At 40.4% G+C, this 18,440-nt stretch carries 16 protein-coding genes; 12 read left to right on the top strand and 4 right to left on the bottom strand.

Translation table 11 applies throughout. The annotated features are described in order from the left end of the window. Positions 1-13: 13 nt before the first annotated feature. A complete protein-coding gene (locus tag CLV99_RS14655; protein WP_133585267.1) occupies positions 14-406 on the bottom strand; it encodes a hypothetical protein in 393 nt (130 codons plus the stop codon). Positions 407-839: 433 nt separating this feature from the next. Here CLV99_RS14655 and hemA point away from each other — a divergent pair, with 433 nt between their 5' ends. The 6 genes from hemA to CLV99_RS14685 all read left to right on the top strand — a co-directional run bounded on the left by hemA (position 840) and on the right by CLV99_RS14685 (position 7,647). Then, the gene (gene hemA, locus CLV99_RS14660; RefSeq protein ID WP_133585268.1) at positions 840-2,081 is read left to right on the top strand and encodes a glutamyl-tRNA reductase; all 1,242 of its coding nucleotides are present in this window, start codon (positions 840-842) and stop codon (positions 2,079-2,081) included. Positions 2,082-2,187: 106 nt separating this feature from the next. Beyond that, on the top strand, positions 2,188-3,777 hold the full coding sequence (gene hemC, locus CLV99_RS14665) for a hydroxymethylbilane synthase (protein WP_246032777.1): 1,590 nt from the start codon (positions 2,188-2,190) through the stop codon (positions 3,775-3,777). Between the two features lie 28 nt (positions 3,778-3,805). Continuing rightward, on the top strand, positions 3,806-4,777 hold the full coding sequence (gene hemB / locus CLV99_RS14670; RefSeq protein ID WP_133585269.1) for a porphobilinogen synthase: 972 nt from the start codon (positions 3,806-3,808) through the stop codon (positions 4,775-4,777). A 30-nt stretch (positions 4,778-4,807) separates the two neighbouring features. After that, positions 4,808-6,118: a glutamate-1-semialdehyde 2,1-aminomutase gene (gene hemL / locus CLV99_RS14675; protein WP_133585270.1), complete on the top strand. Its 1,311-nt coding sequence runs from the start codon at positions 4,808-4,810 to the stop codon at positions 6,116-6,118. A gap of 127 nt (positions 6,119-6,245) precedes the next feature. Continuing rightward, the gene (locus CLV99_RS14680) at positions 6,246-7,058 is read left to right on the top strand and encodes a hypothetical protein (protein WP_133585271.1); all 813 of its coding nucleotides are present in this window, start codon (positions 6,246-6,248) and stop codon (positions 7,056-7,058) included. 172 nt (positions 7,059-7,230) lie between these two features. Continuing rightward, positions 7,231-7,647 carry a hypothetical protein gene (locus CLV99_RS14685; protein ID WP_133585272.1) on the top strand — a complete coding sequence of 139 codons (417 nt, stop codon included), beginning with the start codon at positions 7,231-7,233 and terminating at the stop codon, positions 7,645-7,647. An 833-nt stretch (positions 7,648-8,480) separates the two neighbouring features. Here the strand turns inward: CLV99_RS14685 and recN are convergent. Together recN and porD are read right to left on the bottom strand one after the other, a co-directional pair. Beyond that, positions 8,481-10,142, bottom strand: a complete 1,662-nt coding sequence (gene recN, locus CLV99_RS14690; protein WP_133585273.1) for a DNA repair protein RecN — start codon at positions 10,140-10,142, stop codon at positions 8,481-8,483. 16 nt (positions 10,143-10,158) lie between these two features. Beyond that, entirely contained in the window at positions 10,159-11,052 is an 894-nt protein-coding gene (gene porD, locus CLV99_RS14695; RefSeq protein WP_133585274.1) for a type IX secretion system protein PorD, read from the bottom strand. Positions 11,053-11,287: 235 nt separating this feature from the next. Between porD and CLV99_RS14700 the strand changes: the two genes are divergently transcribed. From CLV99_RS14700 to CLV99_RS14710, 3 genes are all read left to right on the top strand, one after another. Then, positions 11,288-11,917 (top strand): SprT family zinc-dependent metalloprotease, encoded by a 630-nt coding sequence (locus CLV99_RS14700; protein WP_246032778.1) that lies wholly within the window; start codon positions 11,288-11,290, stop codon positions 11,915-11,917. Positions 11,918-12,023: 106 nt separating this feature from the next. Further along, positions 12,024-13,685, top strand: coding sequence for a M28 family metallopeptidase (locus CLV99_RS14705; protein WP_133585275.1), 1,662 nt, complete (start codon positions 12,024-12,026; stop codon positions 13,683-13,685). Positions 13,686-13,760: 75 nt separating this feature from the next. Continuing rightward, positions 13,761-14,174 (top strand): hypothetical protein, encoded by a 414-nt coding sequence (locus tag CLV99_RS14710; protein WP_133585276.1) that lies wholly within the window; start codon positions 13,761-13,763, stop codon positions 14,172-14,174. A 61-nt stretch (positions 14,175-14,235) separates the two neighbouring features. On the opposite strand, the gene CLV99_RS14715 is transcribed toward CLV99_RS14710, so the two are convergent. After that, complete coding sequence (locus CLV99_RS14715) at positions 14,236-15,843, bottom strand: DUF4139 domain-containing protein (protein ID WP_162850126.1); 1,608 nt, start codon at positions 15,841-15,843, stop codon at positions 14,236-14,238. 161 nt (positions 15,844-16,004) lie between these two features. On the opposite strand from CLV99_RS14715, the gene CLV99_RS14720 reads away from it, so the two are divergent. From CLV99_RS14720 to CLV99_RS14730, 3 genes are read left to right on the top strand one after another with little or no spacing between them, the layout of a single operon-like run. Further along, positions 16,005-16,853 (top strand): transketolase, encoded by an 849-nt coding sequence (locus CLV99_RS14720; RefSeq protein ID WP_133585278.1) that lies wholly within the window; start codon positions 16,005-16,007, stop codon positions 16,851-16,853. Positions 16,854-16,907: 54 nt separating this feature from the next. Further along, on the top strand, positions 16,908-17,861 hold the full coding sequence (locus CLV99_RS14725; RefSeq protein ID WP_133585279.1) for a transketolase family protein: 954 nt from the start codon (positions 16,908-16,910) through the stop codon (positions 17,859-17,861). Between the two features lie 5 nt (positions 17,862-17,866). Then, positions 17,867-18,412: an RNA polymerase sigma factor gene (locus tag CLV99_RS14730; RefSeq protein ID WP_133585280.1), complete on the top strand. Its 546-nt coding sequence runs from the start codon at positions 17,867-17,869 to the stop codon at positions 18,410-18,412. Positions 18,413-18,440: the final 28 nt, after the last annotated feature.

Below are 18,440 nucleotides of genomic sequence, written 5' to 3' on the forward strand. Positions count from 1 at the left end.
TTTAGATTGTAAATCAATTAATCTCTTTGACCTTTTTAACACTCAGCACTGAGATGAATACCCCTATAAATAAAACGAGCCACCCCCATTTCAAATGCAATGTCTTAGCTAGGATACCATCAACAAATTTCATCCCAAAATAATTGTTTATCTTAAAATAGACACCCAAAAAAGCGACCGCACACCAAATCAAGAGCAGGTAAGATGTCCACCGGAACCAACTCACCTTTCTAAGTGTAAAAAAAAGAACCAGTACTCCTAAGAGTCCTATTGTTCCTCCGAAAAGAATGAGATCCGTCTGATACAAGTTCCAGTTTCCGACCAATGGTACCTTGAGAAAAGGACAAAACACTGTTGAAAACGCCGCAATAACTATCCCTAGCAATGCGTATATTTTATTAAGCACATACATAACGTAAAGGTAGATTTCAATTTTTGAATGTCAAAAGACTTTAAACGCAATTAATAATATTTTTTCACCTTGCAGGCACCCTATTCTCTTTCGCGAAACATGCACTCAACTGCAATTTAAATCAACATTTACTTCTCCAGTCTCCCTCCATCTACAATAGTTTAAAAGAGTAACTAATCTCTGAATTAACTTTATTTGTGCAAAACAGGTAGATGTCACCTGCTCTCAGACTAAAACCCAAAGAAGCCGAGGCTACGGAATACCTGAAGCACAAACCCAAACAAATCCCTGTAAAAAAGCGATTTAACAAAAAATTAACATTATTTATAAACCTTCTAAATTAGCTCGTTTGACAGATTTTTGACATAACACCCGAGGTTTTAGTCTACATTTGCATCAATATAATAGAGGCTAGATTACCAAGGCGTTGAAGAATTTAAAAGTTATAGCATTTACCCACAAACATGTTGACCTAAAAGATTTGGGCAATTTGGTGATTTGTAACGAAGAGTTAGATTCCAGATTAATCAATCTAAAAAACAACTTAGACATCCCTGAGATATTCTATATTGCAACATGTAACCGTGTGGAATTTGTTTTCTACGGAGCCCATGAACTGACTGATGATTTTATCGCACACTTCATGGATAAGATGAACTTCTGCGTGCCATCAGAAAGGCTTCAATGCTATCTAGGACAAGTAAACCGTTATTCTGGACTAGAGGCATTAAATCACCTTTTCAGAATGTCTTGTTCCTTAGAAAGCTTAGTCGTAGGTGAAAAAGAAATTTTAGCTCAGGTTAGAAGAGCTTACGAAAAGTGCAAAGAGGCTGGATTTACAGGAGACTTTCTTCGCCTCATGATGGATCGCCTTGTAAAGACAGCTAAAGAAGTCTACACCCATACCAACATTTCTCGGAATCCGATTTCTGTCGTATCGCTGGCATACCGCAAGCTGAAAGAAGTAAAACTATTAGGAAATCCTAGAATACTAGTGATTGGCTCGGGAGAGACGAACCAGAACCTAGCGAAATATTTAAAAAAGCATAAACTTTCAAATTTTGTCGTTTTTAATAGAACAATTGAAAATGCAAAATCACTTGCCAAAGAGCTAAACTGTGAAGCTTATCCACTAAGCCAGCTGGCAGACTACAAAGGAGGTTTTGATATTATGATCACCTGTACCGGTGCATCTGAATCTATTATCGACAACAATCTATATCAAAACTTATTACAGGGAGATACCGATAAAAAGATCGTCGTCGATTTAGCAATACCAAACGACATAAACGCGGAAGTCATCCCCGACAATGCAATTCACTATATTGAAGTAAGCGGTTTACAAGCTATCGCAGAGAAAAACCTCCAAGAACGCTATGGAGAACTGACAGCTGCCGAAAAAATAATCAACGAAAACATCAAAGAATTTCTTCCACTTATTAAACAGCGTCGCGTTGAAGTGGCAATGCGTCAGGTACCTGACAAAATAAAAGAAATTCGGGAAATTGCGTTGAATGAGATTTTTGCCCAAGATGTTAGTAAACTTGATCCGCAGGCGCGTGAAGTACTAGAAAAGGTCATTAACTACATGGAAAAAAAATACATAAAAGTTCCAATGGTAATGGCAAAAGAGATCTTGGTTAAGAACACCGAATTCGAAAACAATTAATTTACGATAATCTTCCTAAAAGATACTTTATTCTGACATTATATGATCAGATTATTAGGGTATTTGGCTAAATTTGCCATGGTATTTTTCGTAACATAAACAATCCATGTTGAATAGAAAACTAATTATTGGAACTCGAGGCAGTGAGCTTGCACTGTGGCAGGCTAACTTTGTAAAAGACAGATTAGCGGAAATTGGCATAGAGGCCGAATTAAAAATCATCAAGACTCAAGGCGATATTATCCAACACCTTAGACTTGATAAACTAGAGGGAAAAGGCTTCTTCACCAAAGAACTCGAAGAAGAGCTATTATCTTCTCAGATTGACCTAGCTGTACACTCCCACAAAGACTTGCCTACTGTAAATCCTCCAGGTCTAATCATTGCAGCGGTTTCAGAAAGAGAAAACCCTGCCGAAGTAATCATCATCCATAAAGACTGTGTTGATATTACAAAACGTCTATCCATAAAACATGCGGCTACGGTTGGTACCTCTTCAAACAGACGCAAAGCGCAATTGCTATCTCTTCGTCCAGACTTAGAATTTGATGACCTTCGTGGTAATCTTCAAACGCGGATTCAAAAACTACGGGATGAAAAATACGACGCTATTGTCTTAGCAAAAGCAGGTGTAAACCGTATTAACATGGAGCTTTCGGATTTCCATATTGAAGAGATCGCACCAGTAGAAATAATACCCGCCCCTGCTCAGGGAGTATTGGCTATCCAAATCAGAGAATCTGACCAGGAGCTCTTTAATACACTACAAAAAATCAATGACACCAAAGTCGCACAGACGATCGCTGTAGAAAGAAAGGTACTCAACATGTTTGACGCAGGTTGTCACGCTCCGCTAGGTTGTTACTGCCGCGAACGTGATGGCAAATTTGAATCTTGGACTTCTATTGCAGAAGACAACGAGGATTTTCCAGATCGCCTATACCTACAGGCCGACACAACAGAAGGAATGGCTGAAGCCATATTCAACAAGTATGACAAATCCAGAAAACTTCCTTCCTCATTGTTTATTACAAGAGATCTGGATGAAAACTCGTATTTGGGCCGCTACTTAAAAAAGCATAACATACAGATCGACGCACGCTCGTTGATAAAAATATACCCAACGATCAATGTCCTCGACTCCTTTATATTGAAAAGAGCCGATTGGATATTTTTCAACAGTAAAAATGCTATCGAGCATTTCTTCGCCCTTGACCCACTCATTCTGAAAAAGACTAAAATTGCGGTATTAGGAAGAGGTTCGGAATCTACCCTACGAAAATTCGGTCGGGTAGCAGACTTTTCTGGAGACGATCTTGGTATCAGTACAGAAGCTATCGCACAAGCTTTTGCCGAATTGGTCGACGGGCAAACCGTCCTCATACCTAGAGCCAAAGACTCATTACAAAGTATACAAAAAGCTTTGACCCCAAATACGCATATTATAGATATGCCGATTTACGAAACGGTACTCGAAGAAGAGGTTGACAAATCCAATGCTGAGGTATTAGTTTTCACTAGCCCAAGCAATGTACAAGCCTACTTCAAAGAAAACCTTGCAGACCCAGGTCAAAAGATAATATGTATCGGTTACTCCACAGCACAGGCCATAGAAGAAATGGGGCTTTCTTATACCCTACCCTTCTCACCCGATGAAATGGGACTTGCCGAAGCCATATTTGGACTGGATATGTAAATCGAACTTCGTACTAAAAGACTAAGAAATGTTAAAACGCCCTAGAAGAAACAGAAAGTCTCCTGTCATTCGTAATATGATACAGGAAACACACGTATCAGCAGCTAATCTAATCTTCCCTCTATTTATTGTAGACGGGGAGAACCAAAAAGTAGAGGTAAAATCCATGCCAGGTATCTATCGCTACTCTATAGACAACTTGCTTAGAGAAGTAGAAAGCTGTCTCAAAATCGGTTTGAACGCATTTGACTTATTCCCTGCTGTAGAAGAAGCACTGAAAGATAAATACGCAACAGAGAGCTATAGAGAAGGTACGCTTTATTTGCGCGCTATTGAGGCCGTAAAAAAGAACTTCCCTGAGGCATGCGTTGTGACCGATGTCGCTATGGACCCTTATAGCTCCGATGGTCATGATGGTATCGTAAAAAATAGCGAAATCTTAAACGATGAGACACTGGAGGTTTTAGGTAAAATGGCACTAGCCCATGCTCAATCTGGAGCTGATATTATCGCTCCTTCCGATATGATGGATGGACGAATTGGCTATATCAGAGAAATCCTGGATTCAAACGGGTATACCGATGTATCCCTGATGTCCTATACGGCAAAGTATGCTTCAGCATACTATGGTCCATTCCGTGATGCCTTAGGATCGGCTCCAAAAAATGGAGATAAAAAAACCTATCAGATGAATCCTGCAAATAGCAGAGAAGCACTGATCGAAGCACAACTGGATATGGAAGAAGGGGCAGATTTCCTTATGGTAAAACCAGGTCTTCCTTACTTAGATATCATCAAGCTATTGCATGACAATTTTGACCTACCGATAGCAGCCTACAATGTATCAGGAGAATATGCTATGCTTAAAGCTGCAATAGCAAATGGATGGCTTTCAGAAGCTGTGATTATGGAAACACTATTAAGTTTCCGCCGTGCTGGGGCAACCTCGATATTGACCTATCATGCAAAAGAGGTCATAGAAAAGGGCTGGGTAAAATAGATCTGAAAAAAATAAACTCTTATTAACGTTATGGCGACAAAAGATATATCAAGAGAGAAATCGGCTCAACTTTTTGAAAAGGCTAAAAATTATTTTCCAGGAGGGGTCAACTCTCCTGTACGTGCGTTTAAATCCGTATACGGCAGTCCATTATTTATTGAACGCGGAGATGGTTCGCGCCTCTGGGATGCGGACAACAACGAGTTCATCGACTTCTGTTGCTCTTGGGGTCCTTTGATCCTAGGACATAATAATCCAGAAATCCGTGAAGCGGTACAAGCCCAATTGGGTAAGGGATTGAGCTTTGGAGCTCCTACCCGCCTCGAAAACGAACTTGCCGACCTGATATTAACACACAATAAATATATAGAGAAGATACGCTTTGTTAGTTCAGGTACCGAAGCAGTTATGTCTGCAATTAGGCTAGCACGTGGCTATACCAATAGAAGTAAAATCGTCAAATTCGAAGGCTGTTACCACGGTCACTCCGATTCACTTCTTGTAAAAGCGGGATCAGGCTTGGTCACCTTTGGAGAAACTTCTTCTGCTGGAGTACCCAAATCATTTGCCGACGAGACAATCGTAATTGCTCTAAATGATAAAGAAGCATTGGAGAAAGTTTTCTCTGATTTCAAAGACCAGATTGCAACAGTAATAATCGAGGGTATCCCTGCCAACAATGGACTACTTATCCAAGATAAAGAGTATATCCAATTCTTACGAAAAATAACGAAAGACAATGGTGCTTTATTAATTTTTGACGAGGTTATAACCGGCTTTCGCTTAGGTTTTGAAGGCGCTGCAAAATATTACGATATACAACCCGATATACTTACCTACGGTAAGATTATAGGTGGTGGTATGCCTGTGGGTGCTTATGGTGCATCGTCCGAAATCATGTCAAATATATCACCTGATGGGAATGTTTATCAGGCGGGCACATTATCGGGCAATCCAGTGGCTATGGCAGCAGGGATAGCAGCCTTACGCATATTGTCGCAGCCCGGATTCTATGAAAAATTAGAACAGACAACACAGGCTTTCGTTAATGAAATTCAATCGTTCATTAACGAAAAACAACTTGATGTAAAAATATTTACAGTAGGATCGATCTTTTGGTTTGCCTTTGCAACTTCAGAACGCATACAGCGTGCTGATCAGATTGATCCGAATTCTATGTTGTATTATAAAAAAATGCACCGTGAGTTGCTCAATAGAGGAATATATTTTGGCCCATCGGGTTATGAAGTAGGATTTATATCCGCAGCCCATACAGAAGCAGACCTAGCGACAGCTCTCGCTGCCATCAAAGAATCTTTACTTATTGCTTTTGAAGCATAACCAAATGTAAAAAGCATGAAACAGGCTTCCTTTATAAAGGAAGCCTGTTTTTTTATTCCTCAAAAACAAATACGGCAATCCAGCTGTTGTATACGTTACATTAAATTCACACATAAACGTTAATATTATGAAAAATTGGATATGTAGCATTACAGCACTGACATTACTAGCTTCCTTTAGTGCCTGTAATGGCCCCACAAAAAATACGGAAGGTGAAGTCAAAGATAGCACACTGTTGAAAGATACAGTCGGCGCTATAACGGTGAACCCCATCGCTCATGCAAAGGATTTCCCAGGAGCTACTTTGAGCATAGCAAGTATAACAGGAGAAAAAGTTGGCAATGACTCTGCAAAAGTCACCGTAAAATACAACGTACACAACTTCAATCTGACCGAACAGACTGCCCATACCCATAATATGGCGAACTCCCATGAGGGCCAGCACATACATTTTATCCTGGATAATACCCCTTATGCTGCACTATATAAACCCGAACATAGCGTTACCGTTGCACTCAACTCCGAACACTACTTAATGTCCTTTCTATCTAGGTCATTTCATGAATCGATCAAAACAGCTGATGCGTCGAGATTGCTAAAATTCAGAGTTAATGCCAACGCTCAGATTGAAGAATTACCAAAAGTAACACCCCCCTCTCTATTCTACAGCAGACCAAAAGGCGAGTACAGAGGAGCTGACACCAAAAACATACTATTAGATTTCTTTGTTGAAAACACAACATTGGCTGCAGACGGAAATAAAATCAAAGCAGACATTAATGGGCAGGAATTCATGCTCGACCAATGGGTCCCTTATGAAGTACTCAATCTTCCCTTAGGCGAAAACGTTATCAAACTCACGCTAATTGACAAAGATGGTAATGCATTAACTGGCGATAATGTCTCTGTAGAACGGAAAATAAAGCTTATCGCGGAATAATCAATTATACTATATAAGGCTCCAGAATGACCTGCTCATAGGATAAATCTAGGGCCTTATTCTTTTATGGCAATATTTTTGCTTAGATTAAACGATTAAAGACTTGTAGTGTCTTATCATTATATATAGAAAAAAGAAATCGATTGTTTAACATTGAAACTAATTTGAAAATATGAAACGATTATTACTTGCATTTGCGATAGCAGGAGCATCCCTCATTACGTTTAATTCTTGTACAAAGGAGTACATTACAAACAATTTTGTTCCTAGCCAGACCATGATATACGAAAGATTTGCCAAAGACTGGACTGGATCGAAAAACAGTATTTATGTTGATCTAAACGTAAAAGAATTGACCCAATACTACATGGATCAAGGAATTGTAACACTTGCTATGAGTCAGGATGGAGAGAAAACGTTTCAGGCTATTCCTGGAACTATAGACGGTATATCCTATTCATTTGACTATCAACTCGGCAGTATCCGTGTTTATATAGAAGATCCAATAATGGACAACGGTGTGACAATCACCCCACCTAATAAGGTAATCTTCAAAGTTTCATTAACAGATGCTGATTGGGTAGAATAAGACTTTAAAGAGACTATCACTTTACACTGCCCCCAAAAAGCTATACACTTTCTGGGGGTATTTTTTTGATCAAGCATAGATCACGCCAAACTCTCAATCCCTTTTAAATGGACTTCCTCCCGCTAAAATTTGATAAAACAATACGTAAAAATACGATACAAAAGGTTTGTTTTTCGGACAAATACATAGGGTAGGCAAAAACGATTTTGCCGTTTTCCACACCTTTTTACGTCTTTATTTTCATCAAAAAAACAAAAAAAACAGCGCTTAAATAACTTTAAACCCATATTTCAGATCTCAAAAACCGTCTAAAACTGGATTTCGTCGAGCTACATCGCAAACGCTACGCGCTAGCGCACAGAGCCGACACACTAGCGTCCAGAGTCTTGGCGTTAGCTACCCGAGTTGACGACCTAACGCACAGAGATCAAGCGCTTACGTATACGGTCTACCTCCTAGTACATAGCCTCTAATCGCTCACTATTAACATCGGGAGGATAGCTCCTCATGGGCAAACGCTAGCCTGTATTGTCCAGACGCTCGCCCGGCTATGCTGCATGTGTGCTAAAAGCCTCTTCGCGCTAGCGTTTTGCATCCGCACGCTAGCGCATCTCCTCTGCTCACTAGCTTGCATAGTCTGTGTACAAGCTTAACATCTCTACGCGCTGACGTATATTTCCCCAACGCTAGCGTACGAGATAGAATCACTATCGTTCTTTCTACTCAGGTTATCGAAAATACACTATCCACCACAAGACACTTGGTCTTCCTATGGCAATTACAAGTGAACTTATAACTCAAAAAACAGGGTAAAAATTGTCCTAAGCAGATGCTCAGGACTTTAATAACTCTCTTGCGTGCTGTAATGCCGCCTCGCCAGGGTTGGTTCCACTCAGCATTTGTGCGATTTCCATAACACGTTCATCTTTATTCAACAACTGTATATTAGATTGCGTCTTATCCCCACGATCCTCTTTATAAACTTTAAAGTGTGCCTTTCCTTTTGAAGCGATCTGTGGTAAATGCGAGATCGCTAACACTTGCATATGATCTGCCAAGCTATCCATTACCTCTCCTACACGCAAAGCAACCTCACCGGATATCCCTGTATCTATCTCATCAAATATAATCGTCGGCAGGGCGGATGATTTTGCCACCAAAGATTTAATCGCCAACATCACCCGCGACAGCTCCCCTCCAGACGCCACTTTATGAATCGCCTGCATCGCCTGTCCTTTATTTGCGGAGAAAAGGAATTGTACAACATCCAGCCCCTTCACACTCATCCGATCAGCATCCAAAAGTTGTAAATCGATCTTCAACTGCGCATTAGGCATTCCTACAGCACTCAGTGTTTGCTGCACCTCCGTTTCCACCTTCGGAATAATTGCTTCCCGCTTCTCATGTATATCGCGCCCTAACTGGAGTACCTTTTGCATTTGCTCTTTCTGCTTATGCGCGAGTTCTTCTACAAGCTGATCTTGGTTTAAAACCATCTGAAGCTTACTCTCTAATTGTTGACGGATCTGGACGAGTTCATTTTCAGAATCTACACGGTGCTTTTTCTGTAGAACGTAAATCTCACTTAAACGGTTATTCACCTCATCTAAACGTTGTTCATCCAGATTGACGCTGCTCTCCTGTGTCACCAACTCATCGGCAATATCTTTGAGTTCAATCAGGGCACTTTGCATCCGTTCTGTCAACGCCTCAACACCACTAAGGTAGCGAGTTACATGTTGCACCTGTCCTACACTCTCCTTCAGAAGTGAAATCACAGTAGCTTCCCCCTCAGACAAGGAATAGCTTGCAGCATTTAGCCCCCGCTTTATTTCTTCAGCATGCTCCAACTGCTGTTGCTCTTCTTCCAATCCCTTGACTTCATCAAGCTGCACATTCACACGCTCCAATTCGTCAAATAAGAACTGATTATAATCAGCTTCCGCATTCGCACTGTCCAGCTCCTCCCTCACTGTCTTGAGCTGTTTGTCCAAACTCCGTAACTCCTTCAACTCTTCTCTAAACGAAATCAACCGTTCTTCATTTTCGGCCAGGCTATCTAAAACAAATAACTGAAAATCTTCGGTATTGATCTGTAAAGTTGCATGCTGGGAATGTATGTCAATCAATTTTTCGCCTAAACCCTTCAATGTAGCCAAAGTGACAGGCGAATCATTAACAAATGCGCGGGACTTACCATCTAACAGGATTTCTCTGCGGATAATGGTTTCGGCTTCATAGTCTAAGTCTTCCTCCTCAAAGAAGGATTCTAAGCCATAGGCGGAAACATTAAAATATCCTTCGATAACACATTTTCGCTCTTCGCTAAAAAAAGGACGCCCTTCTACCCTACTTCCCAAAATCAACCCCAAGGCTCCCATCAATATAGATTTACCAGCTCCTGTCTCGCCCGTAATGATATTCAGTCCTTTGTCAAAAGAAATATCTAAACTATCGATCAGCGCATAGTTTTTTATCAGTAATCGTACTAGCATAAAATTCAATCAAATTTTAGTTCTTCAACTTTTCATATTTTGACACATTCGTCGGGTCCAGGTCGGCCAACAAGTTGAAGACCTTAACACTTTCATTGCCGGGCATCTTCGAAAACAAACCTACAAATTCATTCGCCTTTGCTGTAAACAACGCATTGGTGAGCACGTTGCCGGTATTAGAGCGATCTACATCTTTCAATTTCACAAGAAGTTCCGCCATCTTTTTTTTCGATTCTAGCTCCTTTTCCGCCATCAGATCCAACCCTTCTCTATGATAGGTGTAAGAAAATTCTCGATAAGGAAAATACTTCCTATCCAACAAATTATTCACCAACCAGTATCTATTATCTGTAGCGTCCATAGCACGCCACCCTTCGGTCTGTGTGGACTGCGAATAGTTCACGATATTCCGGGCTCGTCCAAATACACTCGTCCCCCCCATACTTTTGAAGGTATCCATGTCCATCCCGATAATAATCTGCGCATAAAACGCTAACAAAGAAGACAACGTCCCCATATTTTGGTTTTCATTAAACTCCAGTTGCTCCCCCTCGGTATAGGTGAAATTAAAATATTTGTCTTTAAAACTCAGAACAGGAGAATTGTAATTCGTCCCGTATACAGGCCGTGCAGAATTGACCTGAACAGTCGCTTTATACTGGCTAACTCCATCAAAGGAAGAAATCACAATATTGAAGCTACAATCTATACGTTCCTCTGGTTTGACTTTATGATCCGTCCAGGATCGATTGTTTAAATAATCAGAAACGACCTTTTTCAAAAAATCTATAGTACGTGAGTTTGCATTTTGAACCTGAGGAGCCGAGATTTCAACTCTCGCTAGCAACTCCTGTCCCCACGATAAACAATAAAAGTGAACAAAAAATAAGGTGAAAAGAATCCGGACCATATGTATTTAAATATCTAAATCAAACTTAGATAAAATGCTTTATATTCACGAATTTGAAATTGAAATAATCTGAAATATCAATGTAGCAATAGCTACACAAACATGCCCATAAAATAGTTTGGATATTCCATCCCGACAGGTCGGGACAAGTTAATGACCACTAAAGAACAAACCGGTCCGCCAGCTGGCGGATCATGAAATAATTATTTGCATATGAATACCAAAAGAAAATAATATGTTTGCAATCATGTCAGACTTTAGCAAACAACTGAGTAAATATATGCCTGAGGCTGCTGCTCCCATTATCTCCCAATGGATCAATGACACGTCATGCCGCTTTAAAGTGACCCGAAGCCGTAAGACTAAACTAGGAGATTACAGGGCTCCTTTTAGAGGCAGCCCTCATCAGATTACGGTAAACCATGACCTTAATCCATACGCTTTCTTAATCACGAGTATTCATGAATTTGCACACCTAAAGACATATCAAGATTATAAAAGTACGGTCAAACCACATGGTAAAGAGTGGAAACAGAACTTTGCGGCACTTATACAGCCTTTTATTAAACTGTCTATATTCCCCACAGATCTCCTCATCGCGATTTCGTCCTATATGAGCAACCCATCCGCGTCATCATGTACAGATCTAAATCTATACCGTGCATTAAAAAAACATGACACCCAAAATACCGAAGGAGCGACTGTGGTGGAAGAACTTTCTCTCCATTCGATTTTCACCTTAAAAAATGGACGGAAATTCAAAAAGATGGAAAAGGTCCGAAAGCGTTACAAATGTATTGAAATAGCTACGGATAAGATATACCTGTTTCATCCCATTGCCGAAGTCTTCATCTCTGAAGATTAGCGTCTTATTCTGAGCGCCTCTTATCAATAGCTCAAATTATGGGAAAAATATTGTAATTTTAGAGTTTGCAATCCACAATAATATACTTTAAACAGCGTATTCACATATGAACAACCAGCTATTCATCATCTTATCTACATTCTTTATATGCATTGGATGTACGCAAACAAACAACACTTCATACGACGCATCGGGCATTGATAGTGCTGCTATTGCTGCTATCAACATGGAAAGCTATGCAAATAATGTAGCTAACCTAGCCTCAGATAAATTTGAAGGAAGAATGCCATTTACCAAAGGAGACAGTCTTACGGTCGATTACATCAAAAATCAATTTATAGCACTAGGATTACAGCCCGGAAATGGCGACTCTTTTTTCCAAGAGGTACCCATGGTCGAGATATCGTCCAAACCTATAACTCCAACACTTACATTTAAAGGAAAAAACGGCTCTCTATCCGCTCAGTACCTGGATGATTATGTCATCGGTACGAGGCGATTAGAAGACCATACCGATATCGCATCTACGGATTTGGTATTTGCTGGTTTTGGAATTGTAGCACCTGAATATAATTGGAATGACTACACCGACCTCGATGTAAAAGGGAAAACGGTCGTTGTCTTGGCTTCCGATCCGGGACACTATGACAAACAATTATTCAAAGCAGATACCATGACCTATTATGGACGATGGACCTATAAGTTTGAAGAAGCTGGTCGACAAGGTGCCGCAGGTGTACTAATCATCCACGACACCAAAGCTGCTAGTTACGGTTGGGATGTGGTCCGCTCGGGATGGAGTGGTCCTCAAATGGACCTCGATGACAAAAACACAGCAGATCCAAAACCACAATATGAAGGATGGATATCGGCAAAAACTGCGCAGCAGTTATTCAAACTGGCAGGAATAAGCATCGAGGCAATCGAATCTGCTAAAAAACCAGGTTTTAAAGCTATCCCCCTAGCTATTTCAACATCCGTGCAGTTAAAGAATACATTAAAACATGCAAAATCTAACAACGTCATTGCGAAAATAGAGGGTACCAAAAGAGCCGACGAAACCATCATCTATACAGCCCACTGGGACCACCTAGGAATAGGAGAAGCTGTAAACGGAGATTCCATTTACAATGGAGCGATTGACAATGCTGCAGGGGTCTCTGCATTATTTGAAATAGCAAGGGCCTTTCAGTCGGCAAAGGTAAAACCGGAGCGAACAATCATCTTTATGGCTGTGACTGCTGAGGAGCAAGGCTTACTAGGGTCGGCACATTATAGCAACAATCCAATTTATCCCATCAACAAAACTGTGGCAAACCTAAATATGGACGCCTTCAGTCCTTTGGGAGAGACGAAAGATGTCTCTATTGTAGGATTTGGACAAACGGAAATCGATGACTATGTCATACAATCCGCTAATAAATTTGGACGGACAGTGCACGGTGAGAAAAATCCAACATCAGGTGGCTTTTATAGATCAGACCATTTCAATTTTGTAAAAAAAGGTATTCCCGGCCTCTTTATGGGGAGCGGTACTGAGTTGGTATCGACCGATACGATACAAATCAATAAACGAAGAGCAGCGCTATCGAACCGCTACCATGCACCATCTGATGAATTGGATGACAACTGGGATTTTGAAGGAATACGAGCAGACATTAAATTGTTTTTTGATATTGGATATACATTAAGTATGGAAAAAACATTCCCACAGTTCAAAATTATGTCAGAATTTCGTGAATTAGGAGAGAAACGATTAACAAAGTAGTACTTTTGACGGAATCATTATTAAAAAAGAGAAAAACAAAAGAGAGAAATTAAATTATAAATCATGTTAACAGGAATGAAACACCTACACTCTACATTAGCTATCATCTTATTGATTGCTTTAGTTATTTCGATTGTAATCACGGCAGCAAATTATTTCAAAGCAAAACCTTACAACCGTAAAGTAGCATTAATTGGCTTTATCAGTGCACACCTTCAGTTGTTGATTGGTCTAGTTTACTTCTTCACGCTTAAATATCATACGATGTTCTCTGCAGGCGTGATGAAAAGTCCTGAATTACGCTTTAAAGTAATTGAGCATCCATTGACGATGCTTATCGCTATCGTATTGATCACAATTGGATACTCAAAAGCAAAAAAAGCAAAAGAAAGTTATGCAGCAAACAGAACTGTCTTTATTATGTATACAATCGGATTGATACTAATACTATCTAGAGTACCTTGGTCTACATGGTCTATATTCAACTAAACAAAGCTTTCAGAAAAAAAGGCATCGAAATAATCGATGCCTTTTTTATTAGACGATAAGCTTAATTGAAATCTAAGGTCTTATCCTTTGGCGATTTCACTAAGTAGCTGATTCTATACGTTTGCGTTTCATTTGGTTTCACGCGAAGCATCCAGGTTACAATTCCTGTTTCTGTATTAACCTGTCCGGACTTCGCTTCCAAAAGCTCTACCTCAATAGATTTGTCCGTAGAAATAGGAAATTGATCCTTCAACAAGATATCAACCTCACTAGCCTTGTTGTTCCTCACTTTGATCTCATAGGTAAACACCTGTCTTTTCCAGCTGCCCGAAACCTGTGTACTCTTTTGGTCCATGATCCGCTCTCTCTTTATGGATATTCCTTTATCCCGACCAAGGCTAAGATTTAACGTATCCACAGTTACATTCGGGTTGATGTAGGACTTACCCACAAACATATTTTCGAAAGATACATTCGCCTCCCCTGGTATAAGGTTTAACTTTTGGAAATCCGTAATCTCAGCCATTAAGAAAGCATCCCTATCCAATTTTGGAACTGCATAATACTTATAGATAGCCGGCTGTGAAAACTCTTTCAGTGCAACACTATGAGGCTGTCCGTTTGACAAAATGGTATAAGGAACCTCTATATCGAAAGTCGTGCTCAGTTGATTTTCGACCATATTAATGGCTGGAGCTGCAACCTCTTCTACATATTTAGCATCCGCAGTAACCTCTGCCCGTATAGACTTTGCGCTCATAGACTGTATCCTATTCTGCGTTCTATTTTGTACACTTAAATTTGCAAAAATTGCTTCATCCAAATTACGGATTACAGCATATGAAGGTGATAGAACTGGCGCAGTCCCTCCCACAGCAGGATTACCAGTTGATAGAATCAACTTCGCATTTCGCCAATCCACTCCAGAGCTTTGCGAGACGCCCGCCTTATAATACATTCTCAGGGGTGCTGATACTGAAGCGGCCTTCAAATCATAATAAGCTTGCCAGCTCGCGGCGGAGGTCATATAACGTATTTCCATTGAAACATTTCCACTACGAGCAGAGGTAATTTGTAACTTTAGCTGACCTCCATTTCCGGTATACATACGTAATCCCTCTTGAACTTTAGCTATTCGTTTATCCAATTGCTCGATCTCTTTGCTCAGTGCGGATATATCCTTATTAAGATTTACCGATTTAAGCTGATAATAGTCTACCAGTTTGGATAGGTCTGCGATATCGATCTTTCCATCTCCACCGCCCAACAAATTCTGGTTGGTCAAAATCTGTAAAGCACCCCGTGCTGCATCCAGCTTATTTCCCAACAACTCTCTATCGGCAGTAAATAAATCCAATGAATCCTTGAGCTTTTGATGCGAAGGGTTCGTCACCTGCACATCTTCAGCCCGCGTCTTGGCTATAGATAGTATAGAGAGATAATCGGGGCCACTAATCTGAATATTCCTTTCATCCAGGTCGCTGGCCACATTATTGATCACTAAATCACTACTACCGGCTGGTAGGTTGACTTGGATCCGGTTCTGCACCTGAGCTCCATTGGCATAGACCGTTACTTCTTTTACTTCTGCGGTTGCACTGAGCCTGTTTTGTGCAATACCAGGCAATACCATACCGAAAAATGAAACACAAAAAACAATTTTTTTCATACAATATTCTATTTTAATAACCATTTTGAATCTACAATTTGACTAGGGATGCACAATCCATACCAATTCCATAATCGACAACAATTAAAAATGCAATTAATACCCCTAAATATTCAAAATTCACTACCTTTACGAATAAACATTATGAAATTCAATTAAAGATGAGTGTAGATATTAACAATCTCGAGCAAATCGCTTCCCAGGTAAGACGTGACATCGTACGTATGGTACATGCCTGTCAATCTGGTCACCCAGGAGGGTCTTTAGGATGTGCAGACTACTTTGTAGCACTGTATTTTCACGCCATGAAACATGATACTTCTTTTCAAATGGATGGAAAAAACGAAGACTTGTTTTTCTTGTCCAATGGACATATCTCCCCTGTGTTTTATAGCACCTTAGCTAGAGTTGGTTATTTTCCGGTCAGTGAACTAGCTACTTTCCGCAAACTCAATACTCGTCTGCAAGGTCACCCTACTACCCACGAGCACCTTCCAGGAATACGCGTTGCATCTGGATCTCTTGGACAGGGGCTATCCGTAGCGATAGGAGCAGCACAAGCTAAGAAATTAAACAACGACAATAGCTTAGTCTACGTATTGATGGGAGACGGAGAGCTACAGGAAGGTCAAGTTTGGGAAGCAGCAATGTATGCCCCTCATAATAAAGTAGACAACATCATCGCTACGGTCGACTATAATGGAGCGCAAATCGATGGCCCTACCAACCAAGTATTATCTCTTGGAAACCTGAGAGCAAAATGGGAAGCTTTTGGATGGGATGTATTAGAAGTGACGAAAGGAAATGATATGACTGCAGTGATAGCAGGCTTAGATGAAGCAAAATCCCGTACTGGGAAAGGAAGACCAGTTGTTATACTATTGCATACAGAAATGGGCTTTGGTGTAGATTATATGATGGGAACGCATAAATGGCATGGCGCAGCGCCTAATGACGATCAGTTGGAGTCTGCTCTAAACCAAATCCCAAGAACTTTAGGGGATTATTAATTTTAATAGAGTTTTAGAAATTAGATATTACTCCTATCTCACACCTATAATATAATGAAAAAATATACTTTTACAGAATCTAAAGATACACGCTCGGGTTTTGGAGCAGGCCTGTTAGAAGCGGGCAAAATAAACAGCAATGTCGTAGCACTCTGTGCCGATTTGATCGGTTCACTAAAGATGGAGGCTTTTATTAAAGAGTTTCCGGAACGTTTTTTCCAAATCGGAATTGCTGAGGCGAATATGATTGGCATTGCCGCGGGACTTACAATCGGTGGAAAAATCCCTTTCACTGGAACATTTGCTAACTTTTCTACAGGACGTGTATACGACCAAATTCGTCAATCAGTTGCCTATTCTGGGAAAAATGTTAAAATCTGTGCTTCGCATGCTGGACTTACACTAGGTGAAGATGGCGCTACACACCAAATTTTGGAAGACATCGGTTTGATGAAAATGTTACCAGGTATGACTGTAATCAATACCTGTGACTACAATCAGACCAAAGCGGCGACTATCGCCCTAGTCAACCATGAAGGCCCAGTCTATTTACGTTTTGGACGTCCGGTAGTACCAAACTTCACCCCTGCTGATCAAACCTTTGAAATAGGAAAAGCGATTTTACTTAACGAAGGAACAGACGTTACCATTATCGCAACAGGCCATTTAGTTTGGGAAGCGATACAAGCGGGTGAAGAACTTGAAAAACTAGGCATCAACGCGGAGATTATCAATATCCATACCATAAAACCACTGGATGAGGAAGCTATCTTAAAATCTGTAGCCAAAACTAGGTGTGTTGTAACTGCGGAAGAACACAACCGTCTAGGTGGACTTGGAGATAGTGTCGCACAGGTACTTGCTCAAAAACTACCTACACCTCAGGAATATGTTGCCGTAAACGATAGTTTTGGAGAATCCGGCACACCGGCACAGCTTATGGAAAAATATGGCCTAAATGCCAACAGCATTGTCGCTGCTGCACGTAAAGCTATTAGTAGAAAGTAATTCAAATGGAAGACGCGCAAATCATTGCTATGTTTGCTGATGAACGTACACGTGAAGATGCGTTCAGTCATTTGTTAAAAAAATACCAACAGAAAATATATTGGCACGTCAGACGCATGGTCATCGACCATGACGATGCGGATGACGTGACCCAAGATATTTTCATCAAGATATGGCGCAATCTAGAGAAGTTTAGAGAGGATTCTCAGCTATACACTTGGCTGTACCGTATTGCTACAAATGAATGTATTACATTCTTAAACAAGAAAAAACAAAAACAGAATGTCTCGCTCGACGATGACAATTCTTCTTATCTATCTGAGACCTTAGCAGATACCACCTACTTCGACGGAGACAAAGCGCAGATGAAGCTACAACAGGCTCTACTGACGCTTCCCGAAAAACAACGCTTGGTATTTAATATGAAATATTTCGAGGACCTCAAATACGATGAGATTTCTGAAATACTAGGAACAAGTGTGGGAGCGCTAAAAGCTTCGTACCATCTAGCGGTTAAGAAGGTTGAAAACTTTTTTAACAACAACGATTAAACCTTTAGTCCGAGAAAGCATCTATACA

The sequence above is a fragment of the Sphingobacterium yanglingense genome, assembly GCF_004363245.1.
Classification (GTDB): domain Bacteria; phylum Bacteroidota; class Bacteroidia; order Sphingobacteriales; family Sphingobacteriaceae; genus Sphingobacterium; species Sphingobacterium yanglingense.